This window comes from Ruegeria sp. TM1040 (assembly GCF_000014065.1).
In the GTDB taxonomy this organism is placed as follows: Bacteria; Pseudomonadota; Alphaproteobacteria; order Rhodobacterales; family Rhodobacteraceae; genus Epibacterium.
In genome coordinates, this window is sequence record NC_008044.1 from 1,818,963 (window position 1) to 1,839,215 (window position 20,253).

A 20,253-nucleotide genomic window follows, 5' to 3' on the forward strand; every position below is an offset into this window, starting at 1 on the left:
CTCAGACGCATATAACCCGCAACCGGGCGTTCTGTGGGCGCCAAACCGACGAGGAGAGCCAGACTATGGCCCAGATTTCCCTCACATTCCCCGATGGCAACGCACGTTCCTACGACGCAGGGATTACCCCTGCCGAGGTCGCAGCCGACATCTCCACTTCCCTTGCCAAAAAAGCGATCTCTGCCACCGTGGACGGTCAACACTGGGACCTGCAATGGCCAGTGACCCAGGATGCCGCCATCGCCATCCACACGATGAAGGACGAGGCGCAGGCCAATGAGCTCATCCGGCACGACCTTGCGCATATCATGGCGCGCGCGGTGCAGGAGATCTGGCCCGATACCAAGGTCACCATTGGCCCGGTCATCGAAAATGGCTGGTATTATGACTTTGATCGTGCGGAACCCTTCACCCCCGAAGATCTCGGCACGATCGAAAAGAAGATGAAAGAGATCATCAACAAGCGCGAACCCGTGACCACAGAGGTTTGGGAGCGCGAGAAGGCGATCCAGTATTACACCGACAACAACGAGCCCTATAAGGTCGAGCTGATCGACAGCATCCCCGGCGATGAGCCGCTGCGGATGTATTGGCATGGCGACTGGCAGGATCTCTGCCGCGGGCCGCACCTGCAGCACACCGGCCAGGTGCCGGGCGATGCCTTCAAGCTGATGTCGATCGCCGGCGCCTACTGGCGCGGCGACAGCGATCGCCAGATGCTCCAGCGCATCTACGGCGTGGCCTTCACCGGCAAGGAAAAGCTCAAGGCGCATCTCACCATGCTCGAGGAGGCCGCCAAGCGCGACCACCGCAAGCTGGGCCGCGAGATGAACCTTTTCCACATGCAGGAAGAAGCACCCGGCCAGGTGTTCTGGCATCCGAACGGATGGCGCATCTACACCACGCTTCAGGACTACATGCGCCGCATGCAGGATCGCGACGGCTATGTAGAGGTCAACACGCCTCAGGTGGTGGACCGCAAACTCTGGGAAAAGTCCGGCCACTGGGACAAGTATCAGGAAAACATGTTCATTGTTGAGGTCGACGAGGATCACGCCCGCGAAAAGGCCGTGAACGCCCTGAAGCCGATGAACTGCCCCTGCCACGTGCAGGTGTTCAACCAGGGGCTCAAGTCCTATCGCGACTTGCCTCTGCGCATGGCAGAGTTCGGCTCCTGCGCGCGCTACGAACCCTCGGGCGCCCTGCATGGCATCATGCGCGTGCGCGGCTTCACGCAGGATGATGGCCACATCTTCTGCACCGAAGATCAGATTACATCCGAGACCGCAAAGTTCATCGCCTTCCTCTCCAAAGTCTATGCAGATCTCGGCTTTGACAATTGGACCATCAAGCTCTCCACCCGCCCCGAACAGCGGATCGGCTCGGATGAGACATGGGACAATATGGAACAGGCCCTTGGCGATGCCTGCAAGGCCGCGGGCTACGACTATGAGATCCTCGAAGGCGAAGGCGCCTTCTATGGTCCCAAACTCGAGTTCACCCTGACCGACGCCATCGGCCGGAACTGGCAATGCGGCACACTTCAGGTGGATGCCAACCTGCCCGAACGGCTCGAAGCGAGCTTTATCGGTCAGGACGGCAGCAAGCACCGTCCGGTCATGCTGCACCGCGCCACCCTTGGCTCGTTCGAGCGCTTCATCGGCATCCTGATCGAAGAGCACGCTGGCAAGCTCCCGTTCTGGCTCGCGCCGCGTCAGGTGGTGGTCGCCTCGATTACGTCAGAGGCGGACGACTATGTGAACGAAGTGGTCGAGACCCTGCGCGCCGCCGGTGTGCGAGCCGAGGCCGATACGCGCAATGAGAAGATCAACTACAAGGTCCGCGAGCATTCGGTTGGCAAAGTGCCGGTGATTCTCGCCGTTGGCCACCGCGAGGTTGAGGAGCGCACCGTCTCCGTGCGTCGTCTTGGCGAGAAACAGACCAAGGTTGAGAGCCTCACAAATGTTACAGAGGAACTGGCAAAGGCCGCAACGCCGCCAGATCTTCTGTAATATTTACCCGGTTTTTGAACAAAGGCGGCCCCCACTCGGGGGCCGTTTTGTTTCAAAACCCCAGAAATCGCAGCAATTTGGCACCAAACGCGCGGGTTCTCTCTAACATCGACTGACGCAGGCGTGAGCCACGCGCTCGTGAGTTCCTTTGTGCCTTCATTCGCGGTTAGTCTGTATTTGTCACTCAAGACGACGCCTATCACTTCAGGAGGACACGCGTATGTCGACCACCACCAAAACTCTCGCCGTTGCAGGCGCCGTTGCCGCAGCACTGACAGCCGTCACCACGTCGCACGCCTCTGCTCAGGCCAAAGAGAAATGCTATGGCGTTTCGCTGGCCGGTCAGAACGACTGCGCGGCCGGTCCCGGCACCACCTGCGCGGGCACATCCACCGTTGACTATCAGGGCAACGCCTGGACGCTCGTCGACTCTGGCACCTGCACCGAGATGGAGCTGCCGGCGATGGCAGATGGCACCGCACGCGCAGGCTCGCTCGAGCCGCTCGAGCGCGACCTGCCAGCCTAAGCCTAAGCCATCACAGACTCCTTGGCAGGGGCGCTGCGGCGCCCTTGCCTGTTGCCGATGCGCCGCAACGAGACGCGGCCTCTCCTACACCTTACCGCTCTTCGTTTTTACGATCCCCACGAGGTCCGCTATGACCGATTTTTCCCAGCTGCCGAACGCCGCAGGTGTTGGCTATAAGCCTCAGCATTTCCAGAATATTATTGATGGCTCCGGGGCGGTGGACTGGCTTGAGATCCACGCCGAGAACTACATGGGCGACGGCGGTCGCCCGCTGGCGCAGCTGCGTCATCTCGCCGAGCGTTTCCCGATCTCCGTGCACGGTGTTGGGCTTTCCATTGGCGGCGAAGGACCGCTTGATCCGGAACACCTTGCGCGGCTCAAACATCTCGTGGACTGGCTGAAGCCCGCGAGCTTCTCCGAACATCTGGCGTGGTCCACCCACGACACGCATTTCTACAACGATCTGCTGCCCCTGCCCTACACGGATGCCACGCTTGCGCGGATCTGCGATCACATCGACATGGTGCAGACCCTGCTGGGGCGGCGTATGCTGCTGGAGAACCCCTCAAGCTATCTCGCCTTTGCCGAGAGCACATGGGAAGAGCCGGCCTTTTTGCACGAGATCGCCAAACGCACGGGCTGCGGGCTTTTGCTGGACGTGAACAACGTGTTTGTCTCCGCCACCAATCTTGGCTATCGCCCGCAGGACTATATTGATGCCTACCCGCTTGATCTGGTGGGAGAAATCCATCTTGGCGGGCATGATGAAGACGAGGATGACCACGGTCGCCCGCTCCTTATCGACAGTCATGGCGCCGAAGTTGTCGACCCGGTTTGGTCCCTTTTGTCCTATACCCTCACCCGATCTGGCCCAAAGCCCACGCTGGTGGAATGGGACACGGATGTCCCCGAATGGTCGGTGCTCGAAGCCGAAGCAGCCCGCGCAGCGAACGCGCTGCGGACGGCGAAAGTGGCCGCCTGATGACACGCGAAGCGGAGTTCACCACGGCAATCCTCGACGCCCGTCTACCGGTACCGGACGGGTTGTTGGACGGTGCAGCGCGGCCCGCCGGGCGCCGCTTCAGCGTCTATCGCAACAATGTGGCCGTCTCCCTGACAGAGGCGCTGCATCAGGGATTTCCGGTCATCGCAAAGCTCCTCGGCAAGGAGAACATGGATGGATTGGCCGCACTTTTCCTGCGCGCCCACCCCCCCTCAAGCCCGCTGATGATGCACTATGGCGCTGAATTTCCGTGCTTTATCGAGGGCATGCCGCAGCTTTCGCATTTGGGGTATCTGGGGGATGTGGCCCGGCTGGAGTTGGCTCTGCGCCAGAGCTACCACGCCGCTGATGCCGCGCCGCTTGATCCAGCAAGGCTGGCCGCGCTCTCGTCCGAGGCTCTGATGCAAAGCCGGCTGACATTTGCTCCGGCAATGACAGTGCTGCGCTCGTCTTGGCCAATCCACGCGATCTGGCGGTACAACACCGAGGATAGCGCCCCAAAGCCGCAACCGCAGGCCGAGGATGTTTTGATTACCCGACCGGATTTTGACCCCATCGCCCAGCCGCTCCCCAAGGGCGGCGCTGTTTGGATTTCAGCCCTTCAGGCCGGCGAGACCCTCGGGGACGCCACCGAAGCCGCAACACATGATTTTCCCGAATTTGACCTCAGCGTCCCCCTGACGCTTTTGATCGAGGGCTTGGCCCTCACAGACCTCTCGCAATAGGACTTCCCATGACTGCGTTGATTTCTCTCCATAACGCCGTGTTCAACCTGGTTGAGCGCTTGGGCGACTGGCTGATGCCGCTATTTGCCCGTTTCACTTTTGCCGCTGTGCTGCTGCTCTATTACTGGAACTCCGGGCTCACCAAGCTGGGCGATGGCCTCTTTGGGCTGTTTTCGCCCTCGATCGGTGCTTATAGCCAGATCTTTCCCAAACAACTCGAGGCCGTTGGCTACGATGTGTCCCAGTTCGGACTGTTGCAGTGGGTTGTCGTGATGGCAGGCACTTACGCCGAATTCCTGCTGCCGCTTCTGATCGTGATTGGCCTGGCCACGCGGATCGCCTCGCTTGGCATGATCGGCTTTGTGGTGGTGCAGTCGCTCACGGATGTCTACGGGCATGGTGCAACGGATACCAAAACGCTGGGCGCCTGGTTTGATCGCTTCTCCGACAGTGTCATCATGGACCAACGTCTGCTGTGGGTCTTTGTGCTCAGCTATCTGGTGGTGAAAGGCGCAGGTGCGCTCTCTGTGGATGCGGTGCTGCGCGCCCGCCATCATCACGCTCAGGACTGATACAGGTTTCAAATCCCTTCAGATCTGCGGCGCCTGTGATTGACCCATAGGCGCCGCTTCGTTGTCTCAGGTCCGCGTGTCAGGTCACACCGAGTGCAGCCTGCACGTCTTTGGTCCACCCCAGATGGAGCTGCCCCTCTGCCTCGATCAACGGGCGTTTCATCAGACTCGGGTGTTCTGCCAGCAGTTCAAGTGGCGGTTTTGCCCGATCTTCCTCGCTGAGGCCGCGCCAAGTGGTTGACCGCGTATTGAGCAGTTTGTCTGGAAATTGAGCATAGGCCTGCGCCATGATGTCTGCAGGCACCCCCTCGGTTCTGACATCCTTAAAGTCGGCATCTGGCAGTGATTTCAGCGCCTTGCGACATGTATCACAGGTTTTCAGACCATAAAGCTTCACTTCAGCTTCTCCTTGTGCTCGCAGGTTTCTCACAATTTACGGTAGAGTCTCACCGATTTCCTTTGATTTTTACAAACCGCGTGCCACACTGAAATGGGCCTGCGGTATCCAAAGGCTTTGATCCACCTGAAGGCGCAGCGTTCATTCGCGCCGCTCAGGCGGTTGGAAGGTACTTTGAGCATGCTCAAAGTGAAGTGCAAGTGAGAAGGAGACACGGGACATGCCTACTGGCACCGTGAAATGGTTCAACACCACCAAGGGCTATGGTTTTATTGAACCCGAAGAAGGCGGCAAGGACGTGTTTGTCCATATCTCCGCCGTTGAACGCTCCGGCCTGACCGGTTTGGCGGACAATCAGAAAGTGGGATATGAGCTGACCGAAGGCCGGGACGGCCGACAAATGGCCGGCGACATTCGCCCACTCTAAAGGCCCTTTCCCAAAAAACTCCACTGCGTCCAGGCCATGTTGTGTGGTTTGGGCGCGGTCGTTTCCATGCACCTCTGCTGCAGATTATCCCTGTGCGCGAGGCAATCTCAGATATTCGGTCAAGACACAGGCCGGGTCCTCTGCACGAAGAGGCAGCGTCGCGTTGACACGCCACTCCTCCGGAGGAAACTCCGGGAAAAACGCGTCGGCATCATCTATTTCAAGGTCCACTTCGGTAATCATCAAGCGATCAGCTCGTGCCAGCATGCCCTTGTAGATCCCGGCCCCGCCGATACCATAGAGGCGGGCGTAGCCTTCGCTTCGGGCCAGATCGATTGCCTCATCAAGACTGGCCACCACGGTGTCCGCCGCATCCGGGTTTGAGGACACGACGATATTGAACCTGTTTTTCAATGGCTTGAATGGCAAACTGTCCCAGGTGTTGCGGCCCATGATGATCGCACCTCCCAGCGTTTCCCGCTGAAACGCCTTCAGATCCTCGGGCGCGTGCCAAGGGATGTCGTTGTCTTTGCCAATGGCACCGTTTCGCGCCCGCGCGACGATAAGCGTGATCATGGGGAATCCTGCCTGAACTGAGAGGTCTTAGACCGCGACCGGGGCCTTGATGACGGGGTCGGGATCATAGCCGAGGATTTCAAAATCCTCGTATTTGAAATCAAAAATAGAAGACACATCGCGCGCAATGCGCAGCTGCGGCAGGGACTTGGGGCTGCGCGAGAGCTGCAGTTTCACCTGTTCCATGTGGTTGGAATAGATATGCGCGTCCCCCATCGTATGCACAAAACTGCCCACCTCATAGCCGGTCACATGGGCGAGCATGTGCAACAACAAAGCATATGAAGCGATATTGAACGGCACACCGAGGAACATATCCGCAGAGCGCTGGTAGAGCTGCAGGTGCATCTTGCCGCCCAGGATGCGCAGTTGCCACAGGCTGTGACAGGGCGGCAGCGCCATATCCGGCACATCGCCGGGGTTCCATGCGGTGACGATCAGACGGCGGCTGTCGGGGCTCTTGCGGATCATATCCAGCAGCTCGCTGATCTGATCCACCGTGCCTGCCCGATAGAGTGGCTCATCTCCAAGCGTGCCCTCGGCGAGCTCTAGTCGTGGAAACTTGCGCCACTGGTAGCCATAGACCGGACCAAGATCGCCGTTTTCATCCGCCCATTCGTCCCAGATCGAAACACCGTTCTCTTTGAGATATCTTATGTTTGTATCCCCGGACAGGAACCACAACAGCTCATGTATGATCGAGCGCAGATGCAGCTTTTTGGTCGTCACCAAAGGGAACCCTTCGGCCAGATCATAACGTTGCTGCATTCCAAAACACGACAGAGTGCCGGTGCCGGTACGATCCGTCGTCTCGACCCCGTGATCAAGAATATGCTGCAAAGCGTCATGATACTGCTGCATCGTGCGAGCCTCCTGTCTGCCCTCCGGTGATAGCCCGAGCATCGCAGAGTTCCAAGCGGTTTACGCGCGCTCTCGACATTCTGGACGCGCGGCTTAGGTTGGGCGTTGAATTCGCACAAATGCAAGGGGATGCCTTCATGCCACTCAAGTATCTGCATACAATGGTCCGGGTCAAAGACCTGGAGAAATCCATGGCGTTCTATGCGCTGCTCGGCCTCAAAGAAACCCGCCGCTACGACAGCGAGGCAGGACGGTTTTCGCTGATCTTCATGGCCCCTCCCGGCCAGGAGGAGGCTCCGGTCGAGCTCACCTGGAACTGGGATGGCGACGACGAACTGCCGTCTGACAGCCGCCACTTTGGCCACCTCGCTTATGAAGTCGACAATATCTACGAGACCTGCCAGCACCTCATGGACAACGGTGTTGTCATTAACCGTCCGCCCCGCGATGGGCGGATGGCGTTTGTGCGCTCACCCGACAATATCTCGATCGAATTGCTGCAGGCGGGGGATGCACTTCCACCGGCAGAGCCTTGGTCCAGCATGGAAAACACCGGTCACTGGTGATCCGATGCGCGCCGTGTGTGAGGGGGCACGCTGCCGCGTCCCCCGTGGCGCCTTCTAACGTGGCCCGGTCTAAACTGGCCCGGTCTAAACTGGAAAGTCGCTGGGCGACTGAACTTAAAAAAAAGCAGCCCGGATCTGGAAGGCTCCAGTCCGGGCTGTTTGGCAGCAAACGCTGATCGGGACGGATGATCACGGGCACCATTCGCCCTCACCCATCAAACTGCGCCCATATCACTGGGCGCTTGCGTTCTCGGTAACCGCATCGCAAAACTGGTCGGGTGTCCCATGGGGTCACCGTCGCAGCGTACCCGAAACAATGGGTAGCAACGTGTTACGCTTCTCAACTGACAGATTGCCGATTTCTCCGGCTTCGGCAGTACCTGGTTGCTCCTGCAACCGCCCCCAGCGCCCCACTCTGACCATAGATCGGTCGATGGCTTGACAGGGTTGACAGACGTGTTTCGTGGCGAGGCCAGATGCGCGGTACGGCGATGCCGAACGTCAGAATCTGGAGCCTGAAAACTGCTGTCTTAAATGTCCCACGAACCTAAAGGCCCGAAAAACGGTTCTTAATAGATGTAGCGAATCTGGTCGGACCAGTACCGCTCCATGCGTTTGAGGGAGCCAGTGATGTCCTCGATCCCTTCGGCGCTGATCACGCCTTTGGTTTCCAGACCCTCTGCGTGACGCGAAAACAGCGAGGCAACGATATCGCGAATTTCACGGCCACGGGGAGTAAGACGCACACGCACCGACCTGCGGTCGATCTCGCAGCGTTGATGGTGCATATAGCCCATCTCCACCAGCTTCTTCAGATTGTAGCTTACGTTGCTGCCCTGATAGTAACCACGGGTTTTGAGTTCCCCGGCAGTCACCTCATTGTCGCCAATGTTGAACAGCAACAGAGCCTGCACCGCGTTGATGTCAAGGACACCTACGCGTTCAAACTCATCCTTGATGACATCAAGCAACAGGCGGTGCAAACGCTCCACCAGTGCCAGGGCATCAAGATAACCAGTCATGAACCCCTTGCGGTCCAGCTGGCTGATTGGTCGTTCCATACTCATTCAGCATCTCCGAATCGAAATTGCTTCATGACAAATATGGAGGGAATTTCCTGAAAATGCGTTAAACCGGATTTCTCTTTTATTTTTGGTATGTTCTAGAGATTTCATCGACCAGAGCGTTAAAGCGTTCCGGCGCGGGTGTTTGACCTGTTACCCATTGGTAAAGATCCTGGTCGTTTTCGCGCAGCAACGCGTCATATAGCGCGAGTTGAGCATCACTCATGGCCGCGAGATTCGCGGCCGCATAGCCGGACAGGAGAATGTCCATTTCCTTGATACCGCGCCGCATCGAGCGCATGGTCAGGCGCTTGATACGGGTCTCGCGGCTTTCTTCGATGTTGGCCTGCGCTTCGATCATTCAGCCGCCTCCTGCGTGGCAACAAGACGGCGCAGGCTTTTCTCCAGACGTCCGGCGCGTTCGGCCTGCTGACGCAGCTCCTCGCGAAGGCTGCGCAATTCGCGGGCGATAGCGGCCATATCTTCGCCCAGCGTGTCCTCATTGGGCGCCGAGAGCTCATCGCCTTCGCCGGTCAGCAGCCAGCTCATCGATACATTGAGAATCCCCGAGAGCGTCGAGAGTTTGTTGGCCCGGGGCTCGGACAGATCCTGCTCCCAACCGATCAGGGTGGATTTTTTCACCCCCATACGGCGTGCCAGCTGGCCTTGTGTCATGCCAGCGCTTTCACGTGCGGCCGCGACGCGATCTCCAAAAGTTGCGGCATCGGGGCCATACCAGTCGCTCGTCGTGTCGGTCATGCGGTCTCTCCTAAGTGGACGACTTGATTGCCGTTTGGCGCCACCCTAAGAGTTTTGCAGATGACATTCAAATCGAGGTCCGACATGTCCGTTCTTTCTGCGACACTTTCCCGCGTGAAGCCTTCCCCGACCATTGCCGTCACCAATAAGGCGCGTGAATTGAAAGCCGCCGGTCGCGACGTGATCGGCCTTGGTGCGGGGGAACCGGATTTCGACACGCCACAATCCATCAAGGATGCCGCTGTCCGTGCCATTGCCGAGGGCAAGACCAAATACACAGCCGTCGATGGCATCCCGGAGCTGAAGCAGACCATCTGCGAAAAGTTCAAGCGTGACAATGGCCTGGACTATCGCCCGGAGCAGGTCACGGTAAACTCTGGCGGCAAGCAGACGCTGTATAACGCCCTGATGGCGACCCTCAATCCCGGCGATGAGGTGATCATCCCCGCGCCCTATTGGGTGAGCTATCCTGACATGGTGCTCCTTGCAGGAGGCACTCCGGTTCCGGTGGAGGCCAGCCTTGAGAGCAGCTTCAAACTGACGCCCGATCAGTTGGAGGCCGCCATCACCGACAAGACCAAATGGTTCATCTTCAATTCTCCCTCCAACCCGACCGGAGCCGGATATTCGCGCGCCGAATTGAAAGCTCTGACGGATGTCTTGATGCGTCATCCCCATGTCTGGGTGATGACCGATGACATGTATGAACACCTCGCCTATGACGATTTCGAATTCTGCACACCGGCGCAGGTTGAACCGGGACTCTATGACCGCACCCTCACCTGCAACGGGGTTTCCAAAGCCTATGCGATGACTGGCTGGCGGATCGGCTATGCGGCGGGTCCGGAAACTCTGATTGCGGCGATGCGCAAGGTGCAGTCGCAGTCTACCTCGAACCCCTGTTCGGTCAGCCAATATGCCGCGCTCGAAGCGCTCACGGGGCCGCAGGATTTCCTCGCCAGCAACAATGAGATCTTCGTGCGGCGGCGCAATCTGGTGGTGTCGATGCTGTCGGAGATCGATGGCTTGACCTGCCCGGTGCCGGAGGGCGCTTTTTATGTCTACCCCTCGATCGCGGGTCTCATTGGCAAGACAACGCCAAAAGGCGTAACCATCAACAGCGATGAGGATTTTGCCACCGCCCTTCTGGAAGAGGCCGATGTGGCCGTGGTGTTTGGCGCAGCCTTTGGCCTCTCGCCGAATTTTCGTGTGAGCTATGCAACCTCCGATGACGCCCTCAAGGAAGCCTGCACGCGCATCCAGCGCTTCTGCGCCTCGCTCAGCTGATCTCTGAGCGCCACGACACAAAGTCTTGCGCTGCGCTTTGCGCATCGCGGTGGGGCGGCGGCGGCCGCCGCCCGGCCCAACCGGGCCAATGTGGCGTGCCTCGGCACAGCGCATGTCTGGGCGGGAGTTCTCCTCGGCTTCAATCTGCAGACCGTAAAGGTTACAACCTAGCCTCCTGCCTCTCACGTCCTCCCTCCTCGCGCCCGCACCTCCTTGCCAGAGACCACAGGCCTGATAGGTTCGGTGCGATCGCAGATCTGGATCAGGAATGTCATGACAACCGCCCTCCCCGAATATTACTTTCGCGTCCGCGAGAACGGCGCCATGGTGTTCCGTCTCGACACGGAGAACCGCAATCGACGCATCGAGATGGATCAGATCGCGGTGATCAATCTCAAGAAGGGAGAGATCAAACCGCATGGCGACCGAAGCCTCAGCGCTGAGGATCTCAGCGCAATCGAGGCCTGGATGGAGGAGCGCAGAACGCTCCTCGCTCAGCGCGAGATGGATGATATTCTACGCGCGGTGGATCACTTGAACCTCACCGCGCAATGGGCGCAGTCGCGCGCCAGTGACGCACAGTTGGAGAGGGTTACGGATACGCTGTTGATGGCCATGCATGACCTGCGCAGTGTCCTGGTCCGCAAAAAGGCGGATCGTCTGGCCAAGGCCGAAAAAGCATCTGGCTAGCACCAAGAGAGAAATCGCCGCGCTGTCCTTGCGGCAATTGTGGTCTCGCCTTTGGGCTCGGTTGCTGGTCTAGACGGGATCGGCCATGATCTCATCCGCGCGCATCTCTCCTGTGGGCGCTGTGGGCACCCGACGCAACGCGTGGAACCAGAAGCGCAACAGCAACAAAACGCCGGCGGTGCTAAGACCGAGGATCAAACCGATCCAGACACCTACGCCGCCCATCTCGGCCCGAAAGCCAAGGATGTACGAGGTCGGAACCCCCACCGCCCAATAGCTGAGTGCGGCCATCACCATCGGCACCCCCGTATCAAGAAGCCCCCGCAACAGACCAAGTGCAATCGCCTGCATCCCGTCCATCAGCTGAAACAGCCCCGCCATCGCCAGCAGCGATACACCAATCGCAAGGATCTCGGTCTTTTGCGGATCTTCTGGATCGAGAAAGAGCAGGATAAGGGGTTCAGGCGCGAGGAAAAACACCATCGCAGTCGCCACCGCGATCCCGAGCGAGGCCAGGGTCACAACAATTGCCCCCCGCACCATATGGGTCTTATCCCCCCGTCCGAGCGCGTTTCCAACCCGGATGGTGGCCGCATTGGAGAGCCCAAGATGCGCCATGAATGTCAGCCCTGCAACAGAGACGGCGATCCCATGTGCCGCCAGCGGCACGGTACCAAGCCAGCCCATCATCAGGGCAGAGGCTGAAAACAAGCTCACTTCGCACAAGGTGGTCAGGCCGATGGGCAGGCCATGGCGCACGATCTCGCGCATCATCTCCCAGTCAGGGCGTTGCAGGTTGCGCAGCAGGTCATGCTCCGGCAAACGCCAGAGCGCATAGGCGACCACGGCGACGACCGACACGGTCTGTGTCGCCAGCGACGCAAGGGCCGCGCCCTGAAGGCCCATCTCCGGCAGGCCCAGATGCCCAAAAATCAGCACATAGTTCACGATGGCATTGATCACCGCCGCGAGCACAGTGATCCAAAGGACCACCTGCGTGCGCTCCAAGCCCGCCAGATAGGATTTGAACACCATGACCAGAAGCGCCGGAAAGATCCCCCAGCCTGCAATCCGCAGATAGGTGCCTGCATCAGCCGCCACCTGCGCCTCTTGCCCGGCCGCCAGCAGGATCGTCTCGGAATACCACATCAAGGGCATGGACAGCACGCCATAGACAATCGAAAGCCACAGCCCCATCCGGGTTGCCCGCCGGATCCGGCGATGGTCGTCGGTCGCAGTGGCCGAGGCCACCATCGGCATCACCGCAAAGGCAAACCCAGCGCCGAGGATGAACCACACAAAGAAGAACGACCCGGCCAGTGTCACTGCAGCCAGCTCGTTCACCCCGTACCAGCCCAGCATCACCGTATCGGTGAGACCAATGGCAAACTGCGCCAGATGCCCGCCGATCAACGGCAGACCAAGAATGGACACGGCGCGGATATGGCCGCCGTAGCTCATCTGGGGGGTGGGATCTATGCGCGCCATCGTAACGGTCTCCTTCAACACTTCAGCCATTAGGCCGCTCGCAATGTGTCGACAAGACAGTTTGCGTACCGATACAATTGCACAAGGATTGGGCAGAATAGAAACTCTGAAACAGCCAAACCCCACAGCGCCTGTCTGCGTGTGCGACCGCGAGAGTGCAATCAGAGGCTGCGCAGCAACAGCTGCAGACAGAGCGCCAGCACCAGCGCCCCGGCGGCAATCTCGAGGGCGGCCGCCATCTGCGCGCCGCGATTGCCCCCCGCCGAAAGCACCCGCATAAGGAGCCCGCCACGTACGCCAGCGGCGAGAAGCGCGACGCAGAGGGTGACGCTCGCTGTCCCAAGCCCCATCGCAAAAGTCCCAGCCACACCGGCCCCGAGCACATCCAGTCTCCAGGTCAGCAGGAGCAGGAACACTGCCCCTGTGCAGGGCCGCGCGGCAATGCTCAGAATGATGGCCACGGCCTCGCGCCAAGAGCGCAGGCTTGCCGCTTCCTGCAGGGTTGGGCCGTGGCGATGGCCGCAACTGGCGCAAACTTCGCCCGGACCATGGGCGTGATGGTTGTGGCCGTGGTCATGATGATCGTGGTGATCATGGTCATGATGCTGATGGTCATGATGATGGTTATGATGCGTCCCGACACTCTGGAGGGCGACAGGCGCATGGTCCTGCGCACCACCTGTCCCTGCAGGCACGTGGTGATGATCCGCATGTGCGTGCGGCCCGGCCTCAGCCGCGCGCAGCCGCCAGCCCCGTCGCAACCCACGCAAGAGCAGATAAAGGCCCAAAAGCGCCATCAGCGCATAAGACACCGGTGCCAACAGATCCTCTGCCGTAGCCGTCAGGCGCTCTCGCCCCCAATCAAACAGCCACACACCAGACAGCACCAAGAGCACCGCAGTCGCCGCCTGCGCCAGCGACGACGCCACCGCCAGCGCCGAAAGCCGCCAAAGCGTCACCGCACTGCCAAGACCATAGCCGCCGATGACCAGCTTGCCGTGGCCCGGACCTGCCGCATGAAAAAAACCATAGGCAAAACAGACCCCCATGAGCCCCCACCATGCGCCGGGCTGGCCGCCTTTCAGCGCGCGCAATCCCCGTGCCATCGCGTTTTGCGCATCACGCTGCGCCTCGGAAGCCGCGCGCAGGATATGATCCGCGCCGCCAAGCCCCCAGAGCCAGATCGCAAGCGCAGCAAGGGCAACCAGCGTGATCGCCAACACAATCCCTGGGAGGTGCCGCACCCTCTCAGCCCTCACACGCCACGGCGACGGTGGATGCAAACGCGGAGCCAACCTCCGGGAACGCGTCCTCGGCCTGCTCGGTGGGCATCGAATAGAGCAGCTCTTCGACCAATGTGTAGGCCTGATCCAGATTGGGCGGCGTCACCTGCGCGGCGCAGGGCCCGGTGATCTCGACCCCTCGGTTCAGATCATATGCGGTGTAATAGGTCGGATCATACATCCGCGCCGTCACCCCATTGGCCAAAACCGGGACAGGTTCTGTCACCGGGCGCCGATGCCGGGTGATGATCACGCCATCGCGGACCTCGGTGCTCAGATGCTCTGGCGCGCCAAGACTGAGTTGCGTGTCGCGCTGGGTGAGATAGAGATCGCCCTCGTAGCCCTCGACCCAGTTGAGATCAAATCCCTTCAACCGCTCGAGTTCAGCGGGCGTCAGCGCGCCGTCGAAATCGCTGTCGAGCATCATGTCTTCGAAGACAAGAAGCGTGTAAAAGTCATCATAGACCCAGGTCACTTCGGCAGCTTTGAGAAAGCCCTCGGCGTCCACCTCGAGTTTGAGACCGCTATCGACAAAAATATGCGGGTGCGCCAGCACAGGAAGCGGCGCAGCAAGAACGGCAAGGGTGGCAAATGTCCTGATCATGACCGCGACGCTAGAGAACTGTCTGCAGTGCTTCAAGGGCGGAAACCCCGGCCCCCGCCGGGTGTGCCGGAATTCGCCACTGGCACGTGCAGCGCCTCAGGCGTGCCCCCAATCCGTGGGGTCGTCACTGTTGCCGGGGCTAAGGCCGAGAACGTCGCCTTCGGTCGAGCAGCCCAGCCCGAGCACCGTGCGATTGGCATAGGCGAAATAGGCCACCACCTGATTGATTTCGAGGATATGACCATCGCTCAGCCCTTCTGCGCGCAGGGGCTCGAGATCCGCGGCCATCATCTCGGTCGGGGCCTGCGTCAGTTTCCGGGCATAATCCATCGCGGCCATCTCGCAGGCGCGCACCGGCAGGGCCTTGATGTCGCGCGCCTCGATCGCGGCGCGGATGGCTTCGGCACGCGCATCGTCCCGCATCAGCCGTTTCAGCCCGGCAAAATGATGCTCCACGCAATAGGCACAGCCGTTGAGAGAGGACACCCAGACGCCAATCATCTCGAGCACCCATTTGGGCAGCTCGTTGCCGCTGTGGTGCAGGACGTTCTTGTAAAGGGCCATATGCCCTTCCATCGTGTGCGGGCGCAATGAATGCGCCATCATGATATTGTCGACATTGCCGCCGGGGCCAGTCACCCGATCATAGAGTTTGCGCAGTTTTCCCGTGGCGTCGCCGAATGCGACCGTCTTGATCCATGCCATCGACAACCTCCTCTGATGCGAGATCCATCCTATTGCCACAGTGTGATGTTTCAATTGTTAAGCGCGCTGGATTTGATCACATTTCGTCAGACCTGTGTTCCACGCCCCCGCAGAGCTCCATTTGCGTTGACCCGCGCAGACCTCTTTCCCCGCCCGATGACATGCGCCATAATGAGATCAAACCACATCAAAGAATGAGCAGCGATCCGCACATGGCAGATGACCTTCTGAGCCCCTCTTCGTCTGACACCTATGACGCCTCCTCGATCGAGGTTCTCGAGGGCCTCGAACCGGTGCGTCAGCGCCCCGGCATGTATATCGGTGGCACGGATGAGCGCGCGTTGCATCACATGGTGGCCGAGATCCTCGACAACTCCATGGACGAGGCGGTCGCGGGTCATGCCAACCGCATCGAGGTGGAGCTGCACGCGGATTATTCGCTGACCGTGCGCGACAACGGGCGCGGCATTCCAATTGATCCGCACCCGAAGTTTCCCGACAAATCCGCGCTGGAGGTGATCCTCTGTACGCTGCACGCAGGCGGCAAGTTCTCGGGCAAGGCCTACCAGACATCGGGCGGCCTGCACGGGGTTGGCTCTTCGGTTGTAAACGCGCTCTCGGATTCGCTGGTGGTTCAGGTGGCCAAGAACAAGGAATTGTTCGAACAGCGGTTTTCGCGCGGCAAGCCCTTGGGCGGTGTGGAAAAAATCGGCGCTGCCCCCAATCGGCGCGGCACCACGGTGACATTTCACGCTGATGAGCAGATCTTTGGCTCGCACCGGTTCAAACCGGCGCGCCTGTTCAAGCTCGTGCGCTCCAAGGCCTATCTTTTTTCGGGCGTCGAGATCCGTTGGAAATCCGCCATTGATGACGGAGAGACCCCACAGGAAGCGACATTCCATTTCCCTGGTGGTCTGCGCGATTACCTCACCGAAGTGCTGGGCAAATCCTCGGTTTATGCCGATGCCCCCTTTGCAGGCAAAGTCGAGTTTCGCGAGAAGTTCGGCGAGCCGGGTTATGTGGAATGGGCGATCAACTGGACGCCCTCGCGCGACGGGTTCACCCAGTCTTATTGTAACACCGTCCCCACCCCGGAAGGCGGCACCCATGTCGCGGGGTTCTGGTCCGCGATCCTCAAGGGGATCAAGGCCTATGGCGAGCTGGTCGGCAACAAGAAGGCAGGCCAGATCACCCGCGACGACCTGATGGCGGGTGGCTGTGCGCTGGTCTCTTGTTTTATCGCTGACCCGGCGTTTGTGGGCCAGACCAAGGACCGCCTGTCGACCGAAGCCGCGGCCAAGATGGTTGAAAACTCGGTGCGCGACCATTTCGACAACTGGCTTGCGGCCGATACAAAATCCGCGGGCGCCATCCTTGATTTCCTGATCCTGCGCGCCGAGGAACGTCTGCGCCGCAGACAGGAAAAGGAAACCGCCCGTAAATCCGCCACCAAGAAACTGCGCCTGCCGGGCAAGCTCACGGATTGTACATCCAAGGATCGCTCGGGCACCGAACTGTTCATCGTCGAGGGGGACTCGGCCGGTGGCTCCGGCAAAGGCGCGCGCAACCGCGAGTATCAGGCGCTCCTGCCGCTCAAGGGCAAGATCCTGAACGTGCTCGGTGCGGCCTCGGGCAAGCTTACCTCGAACGCCGAGATCCGAGATCTCTGCGAAGCGCTGGGGGTGGGGCTAGGAACCAAGTTCAACCTTGATGACCTGCGCTATGACAAGATCATCATCATGACCGATGCGGATGTGGACGGTGCACATATCGCGTCGCTTCTGATGACCTTTTTCTTTACCCAGATGCGGCCGCTGATTGACGGTGGCCATCTCTATCTCGCCTGCCCGCCCCTGTTCCGCCTCACCCAGGGGGCCAAGCGCGTCTACTGCCTCGACGAGGCCGAGCGCGACATGTGGATGGAAAAAGGTCTGGGCGGCAAAGGCAAGATCGACGTGTCGCGCTTCAAGGGTCTTGGTGAAATGGATGCCAAGGACCTGAAGGAAACCACGATGGATCCCAAGACCCGCAAGCTGATCCGCGTCACCATCGACGAGGACGAGCCCGGCGAGACTAGCGACCTTGTGGAACGCCTGATGGGCAAAAAGCCCGAGCTGCGATTCCAGTACATCCAGGAGAACGCCAAGTTCGTCGAGGAACTGGACGTTTAAGACCCCGTTGGGCAGTGCCTCAATCGCGCTGCCCTATGCCCGCTTTATGCGCATATCTGTGAAAGCACTGTGGGCGCCTGCGCCGGGGAGCAGTCTGCGCAGGTGTCAGTCGTGGCGTGGGTTTCGGTCTGCGTGGATATCCTGAACCCGTTTGGGCCAGGTGGAGCGGATATAGGCCAGAATATCCCAGATCTCTTCATCGCTGAGGCTGTCAGCAAAGGCTGGCATGCCGCTGGGAAAACCCGACACTCCGCGCGCAGCCAGAGCCTCGGCGCCGCCTTGTTTGGTGTAGTCAAACAAAAGCTGGTTGTCGTGATGCCAGGTATGTCCCGTCTCGTCATGTGGGGGCGCCGGCAGGACCCCATCCGCCCCCGGCGTTTGCCAGTCGGGCTGGCCTTCGAGGTTTGCGCCATGACACGCGGCGCAATAGTCCCCGTATAGCGCCTGCCCCCGATCAAGGTCACGGCCCTCAAGCTCATGATCAGCCATTGCGCCACTTGCCACAAGACAGGTGGCGATCGCCAGAAAACGTCTCATTCTCTCTCCTAAGTCATCTATCCCGCGCGGCGCGGGGCTCCATCCCCCCGGTGCATCGGCGGGTAAACATGGCCCGGAGGATGCGGTCCCTCCCGGCCACGCGAATTTTCTGTTTTTCCCGTCGGCTGTGTGGCTGCTCGCTCAACCGGGCACGGAAAACAGGCTGGTCAATGCCGCGGTTGCGCTGAGCACTGCCAAAAAGGCAGCGCCCTCAACCCGCAAGGATATGGCAAGATGGCGCGCAGCCGCACTGTCGCCTGCCGCCATCGCCGGAACAAACCGCAGCTTGTTTGCTGCCGCCAGAGCAAGGATCGCGCCAACAAGCGCAATCTTGGTCACAAAGGCCAGCCCGTAAGACGTGCCCAGCAACGCCGAGACACTCCCGAGAAGCAAGGCCCCCAACACCGCCCCCGCACCGACAAGTGCGGGCACACCATATTGGGCAATCTGTCCAAAGCGATGGCCAAGCTGCGCCGCCGCCTGCAGGTGGTCGCGCCGTTGGCACAACCAGTGCAATGGCGACAGAACCCCGATCCAGAACGCAACCCCTAGAAGATGCAGAAACAACAGCGCTTGGACGCCGGTCTGCGCGAGGTTCGGCACATGTCCGACCTGCGCAAAAGACCAGAGCAACAAACACCCTCCCGCCAAGGCGCCCCATTCGCCGACACGCAAGAATGCAGGCCCAACCACAAGCAGACTCGCGCCGATCAGCCGGTAGAGCAGCACATCCCCCACCGGGGTTTGCCACAAAAGACCAAGCATCTCGGGGTCGGTCATCCCGTCGAGCCCCCCGGTCAACGCGGCCCCCTGCAAGCTGAAGCCAAGGCCCGCCGCGATCAGAGCGACCGCTCCAAGACTTCGGATTTGTCGGCGCAACAGCGCCTCGGCTGGTGCCGTCTGTGCGGCAAAGATCAGCCGTATCATCACCAGACCGGTTGCACCCAATGCCCCCACATACAGGAGCACTTTTACCAGTATCGCGGCCTGCGCCCAAATATCCGGCATGCTTACTCCACTTCGAAAGTAAAGCCGCCCTGCATCGCATGGCCGTCAATGCTGAGCCCGCGCCACTCGATCTGGTAGGTGCCCGCCCCCATGTCGTTCAAAGGCAGGTTGAACGCGCGATCAAAGCTCTTTTGATCGCCCAGGTCCAATTGCACCGACGGATGCTCTGCGTGGGTCATTTCGACCCGCGTGAGACGAATGTCATCCGCAAAATCAAAGCTGATCTGCGCCGGAACCTCCGACATGACGTCGCCATCCGCAGGGGTGGTCGTATCCACTCTGGAATGGGCAAACGCGCCTGAAGAAATGCAGGCAAGCCAAACGATCAGTGCGGTTTTCTTCATGGTCTTCATCCTCAGTTTATCCCGTTGGCGCGCTGAACCGCGCGAATATAGTCGATCACCATGGCCACATTGCCCCGTGTGAGACCCTCGACCGGGGGCATGTCACCAAAGTGCCAGTGATGCGCGCGCACCCCGTTTGCGACGGCGCGTTGAAAGCTTTCGTCGCCATGATGGCTCGGTTCATAGATTTTGTGAATAAGCGGCGGCCCCGCTTCGGGGTTGCCGCCGCCCTGAGCACCATGGCAGGCCGCACAGCTTGTCTCAAAGATATTGCGACCGACGATCTGATTGCCCGCAAGATCCGGTATCGTGATCGCCGCAAGGCTGGCCGTGTCACCTGAGGGGGACCGCGCCGCCGTCCCTGACGCCTCCGGTCGAAGAAAAACAAAAGCAGCAGCAGCCAGTGCGACGCTGGCACCTAGGATCAGGTATTTCTGGTTCATGGAGTTCTCCTAACAGTCTGAATACAAAGCTAGACGCCATCCGGGGCGTTGCCTTGTTCAGCTGTTAGGTGGCCGATCAAGCGCGGAGGGCCCCTGAGAGAGTGGGGAGAGGTCAATCTGAACCCAGGAGCTTGTCTGAAACGTGAGGGGATGCACCATCGCCGGCACCCCAACCAGCGCAGCGGCCTGGCAGGCCATCAGCGCA

The 20,253-nt window shown here is 60.0% G+C and carries 24 protein-coding genes; 10 read left to right on the top strand and 14 right to left on the bottom strand.

Annotation, left to right across the window (positions count from 1 at the left end; translation table 11 throughout):
- Window positions 1-65: 65 nt before the first annotated feature.
- The 5 genes from thrS (at window position 66) to TM1040_RS13045 (ending at window position 4,838) form a co-directional block, all read left to right on the top strand.
- Window positions 66-2,012 carry a threonine--tRNA ligase gene (thrS, locus tag TM1040_RS13025; RefSeq protein WP_011539049.1) on the top strand — a complete coding sequence of 649 codons (1,947 nt, stop codon included), beginning with the start codon at window positions 66-68 and terminating at the stop codon, window positions 2,010-2,012.
- A 220-nt stretch (window positions 2,013-2,232) separates the two neighbouring features.
- A complete protein-coding gene (locus TM1040_RS13030; protein ID WP_011539050.1) occupies window positions 2,233-2,538 on the top strand; it encodes a BufA1 family periplasmic bufferin-type metallophore in 306 nt (101 codons plus the stop codon).
- A gap of 130 nt (window positions 2,539-2,668) precedes the next feature.
- The gene (locus TM1040_RS13035) at window positions 2,669-3,520 is read left to right on the top strand and encodes an MNIO family bufferin maturase (protein WP_011539051.1); all 852 of its coding nucleotides are present in this window, start codon (window positions 2,669-2,671) and stop codon (window positions 3,518-3,520) included.
- The gene (locus tag TM1040_RS13040) at window positions 3,520-4,266 is read left to right on the top strand and encodes an HvfC/BufC N-terminal domain-containing protein (protein ID WP_011539052.1); all 747 of its coding nucleotides are present in this window, start codon (window positions 3,520-3,522) and stop codon (window positions 4,264-4,266) included. The genes TM1040_RS13035 and TM1040_RS13040 overlap by 1 nt, the downstream gene beginning before the upstream one ends.
- An 8-nt stretch (window positions 4,267-4,274) precedes the next feature.
- Window positions 4,275-4,838 carry a DoxX family protein gene (locus tag TM1040_RS13045; RefSeq protein WP_011539053.1) on the top strand — a complete coding sequence of 188 codons (564 nt, stop codon included), beginning with the start codon at window positions 4,275-4,277 and terminating at the stop codon, window positions 4,836-4,838.
- A gap of 79 nt (window positions 4,839-4,917) precedes the next feature.
- Here the strand turns inward: TM1040_RS13045 and TM1040_RS13050 are convergent, their stop codons facing one another.
- Complete coding sequence (locus TM1040_RS13050) at window positions 4,918-5,235, bottom strand: ArsC/Spx/MgsR family protein (RefSeq protein WP_011539054.1); 318 nt, start codon at window positions 5,233-5,235, stop codon at window positions 4,918-4,920.
- A 220-nt stretch (window positions 5,236-5,455) separates the two neighbouring features.
- Between TM1040_RS13050 and TM1040_RS13055 the strand changes: the two genes are divergently transcribed.
- Window positions 5,456-5,662, top strand: a complete 207-nt coding sequence (locus TM1040_RS13055; RefSeq protein WP_011539055.1) for a cold-shock protein — start codon at window positions 5,456-5,458, stop codon at window positions 5,660-5,662.
- Between the two features lie 84 nt (window positions 5,663-5,746).
- Here TM1040_RS13055 and TM1040_RS13060 read toward each other — a convergent pair whose 3' ends face one another.
- Complete coding sequence (locus TM1040_RS13060; RefSeq protein ID WP_011539056.1) at window positions 5,747-6,238, bottom strand: dihydrofolate reductase; 492 nt, start codon at window positions 6,236-6,238, stop codon at window positions 5,747-5,749.
- Window positions 6,239-6,265: 27 nt separating this feature from the next.
- Entirely contained in the window at window positions 6,266-7,099 is an 834-nt protein-coding gene (locus TM1040_RS13065; protein WP_011539057.1) for a thymidylate synthase, read from the bottom strand.
- Window positions 7,100-7,236: 137 nt separating this feature from the next.
- Between TM1040_RS13065 and TM1040_RS13070 the strand changes: the two genes are divergently transcribed.
- A complete protein-coding gene (locus TM1040_RS13070; protein WP_011539058.1) occupies window positions 7,237-7,665 on the top strand; it encodes a VOC family protein in 429 nt (142 codons plus the stop codon).
- Window positions 7,666-8,234: 569 nt separating this feature from the next.
- Here the strand turns inward: TM1040_RS13070 and TM1040_RS13075 are convergent.
- The 3 genes from TM1040_RS13075 to TM1040_RS13085 all read right to left on the bottom strand — a co-directional run bounded on the left by TM1040_RS13075 (window position 8,235) and on the right by TM1040_RS13085 (window position 9,488).
- Window positions 8,235-8,732, bottom strand: a complete 498-nt coding sequence (locus tag TM1040_RS13075; protein WP_011539059.1) for a MarR family winged helix-turn-helix transcriptional regulator — start codon at window positions 8,730-8,732, stop codon at window positions 8,235-8,237.
- A gap of 79 nt (window positions 8,733-8,811) precedes the next feature.
- Complete coding sequence (locus TM1040_RS13080; RefSeq protein WP_011539060.1) at window positions 8,812-9,090, bottom strand: succinate dehydrogenase assembly factor 2; 279 nt, start codon at window positions 9,088-9,090, stop codon at window positions 8,812-8,814.
- Window positions 9,087-9,488 (bottom strand): helix-turn-helix domain-containing protein, encoded by a 402-nt coding sequence (locus TM1040_RS13085; protein WP_011539061.1) that lies wholly within the window; start codon window positions 9,486-9,488, stop codon window positions 9,087-9,089. The genes TM1040_RS13080 and TM1040_RS13085 overlap by 4 nt, the downstream gene beginning before the upstream one ends.
- Before the next feature lie 84 nt (window positions 9,489-9,572).
- Between TM1040_RS13085 and TM1040_RS13090 the strand changes: the two genes are divergently transcribed.
- The gene (locus TM1040_RS13090) at window positions 9,573-10,775 is read left to right on the top strand and encodes a pyridoxal phosphate-dependent aminotransferase (protein WP_011539062.1); all 1,203 of its coding nucleotides are present in this window, start codon (window positions 9,573-9,575) and stop codon (window positions 10,773-10,775) included.
- A 273-nt stretch (window positions 10,776-11,048) separates the two neighbouring features.
- Window positions 11,049-11,465: a hypothetical protein gene (locus tag TM1040_RS13095; protein ID WP_011539063.1), complete on the top strand. Its 417-nt coding sequence runs from the start codon at window positions 11,049-11,051 to the stop codon at window positions 11,463-11,465.
- A gap of 69 nt (window positions 11,466-11,534) precedes the next feature.
- Here the strand turns inward: TM1040_RS13095 and TM1040_RS13100 are convergent, their stop codons facing one another.
- The 4 genes from TM1040_RS13100 to TM1040_RS13115 all read right to left on the bottom strand — a co-directional run bounded on the left by TM1040_RS13100 (window position 11,535) and on the right by TM1040_RS13115 (window position 15,545).
- Window positions 11,535-12,953, bottom strand: coding sequence for an MATE family efflux transporter (locus TM1040_RS13100; protein WP_011539064.1), 1,419 nt, complete (start codon window positions 12,951-12,953; stop codon window positions 11,535-11,537).
- A 161-nt stretch (window positions 12,954-13,114) separates the two neighbouring features.
- Window positions 13,115-14,197 carry a nickel/cobalt transporter gene (locus tag TM1040_RS13105; RefSeq protein WP_011539065.1) on the bottom strand — a complete coding sequence of 361 codons (1,083 nt, stop codon included), beginning with the start codon at window positions 14,195-14,197 and terminating at the stop codon, window positions 13,115-13,117.
- A 4-nt stretch (window positions 14,198-14,201) separates the two neighbouring features.
- Window positions 14,202-14,840, bottom strand: a complete 639-nt coding sequence (locus TM1040_RS13110) for a DUF1007 family protein (protein WP_011539066.1) — start codon at window positions 14,838-14,840, stop codon at window positions 14,202-14,204.
- Window positions 14,841-14,936: 96 nt separating this feature from the next.
- Window positions 14,937-15,545, bottom strand: coding sequence for a peroxidase-related enzyme (locus TM1040_RS13115; protein WP_011539067.1), 609 nt, complete (start codon window positions 15,543-15,545; stop codon window positions 14,937-14,939).
- A gap of 212 nt (window positions 15,546-15,757) precedes the next feature.
- On the opposite strand from TM1040_RS13115, the gene parE reads away from it, so the two are divergent.
- Window positions 15,758-17,716: a DNA topoisomerase IV subunit B gene (parE, locus tag TM1040_RS13120; protein WP_044027176.1), complete on the top strand. Its 1,959-nt coding sequence runs from the start codon at window positions 15,758-15,760 to the stop codon at window positions 17,714-17,716.
- A 105-nt stretch (window positions 17,717-17,821) separates the two neighbouring features.
- Here parE and TM1040_RS13125 read toward each other — a convergent pair whose 3' ends face one another.
- From TM1040_RS13125 to TM1040_RS13140, 4 genes are all read right to left on the bottom strand, one after another.
- Window positions 17,822-18,253, bottom strand: coding sequence for a c-type cytochrome (locus TM1040_RS13125; RefSeq protein WP_011539069.1), 432 nt, complete (start codon window positions 18,251-18,253; stop codon window positions 17,822-17,824).
- Between the two features lie 141 nt (window positions 18,254-18,394).
- Window positions 18,395-19,261 carry a copper resistance D family protein gene (locus tag TM1040_RS13130; RefSeq protein ID WP_011539070.1) on the bottom strand — a complete coding sequence of 289 codons (867 nt, stop codon included), beginning with the start codon at window positions 19,259-19,261 and terminating at the stop codon, window positions 18,395-18,397.
- 2 nt (window positions 19,262-19,263) lie between these two features.
- Complete coding sequence (locus tag TM1040_RS13135; RefSeq protein ID WP_044027178.1) at window positions 19,264-19,605, bottom strand: copper resistance CopC family protein; 342 nt, start codon at window positions 19,603-19,605, stop codon at window positions 19,264-19,266.
- 11 nt (window positions 19,606-19,616) lie between these two features.
- Window positions 19,617-20,048 carry a c-type cytochrome gene (locus TM1040_RS13140; RefSeq protein ID WP_011539072.1) on the bottom strand — a complete coding sequence of 144 codons (432 nt, stop codon included), beginning with the start codon at window positions 20,046-20,048 and terminating at the stop codon, window positions 19,617-19,619.
- Between the last annotated feature and the right edge of the window lie 205 nt (window positions 20,049-20,253).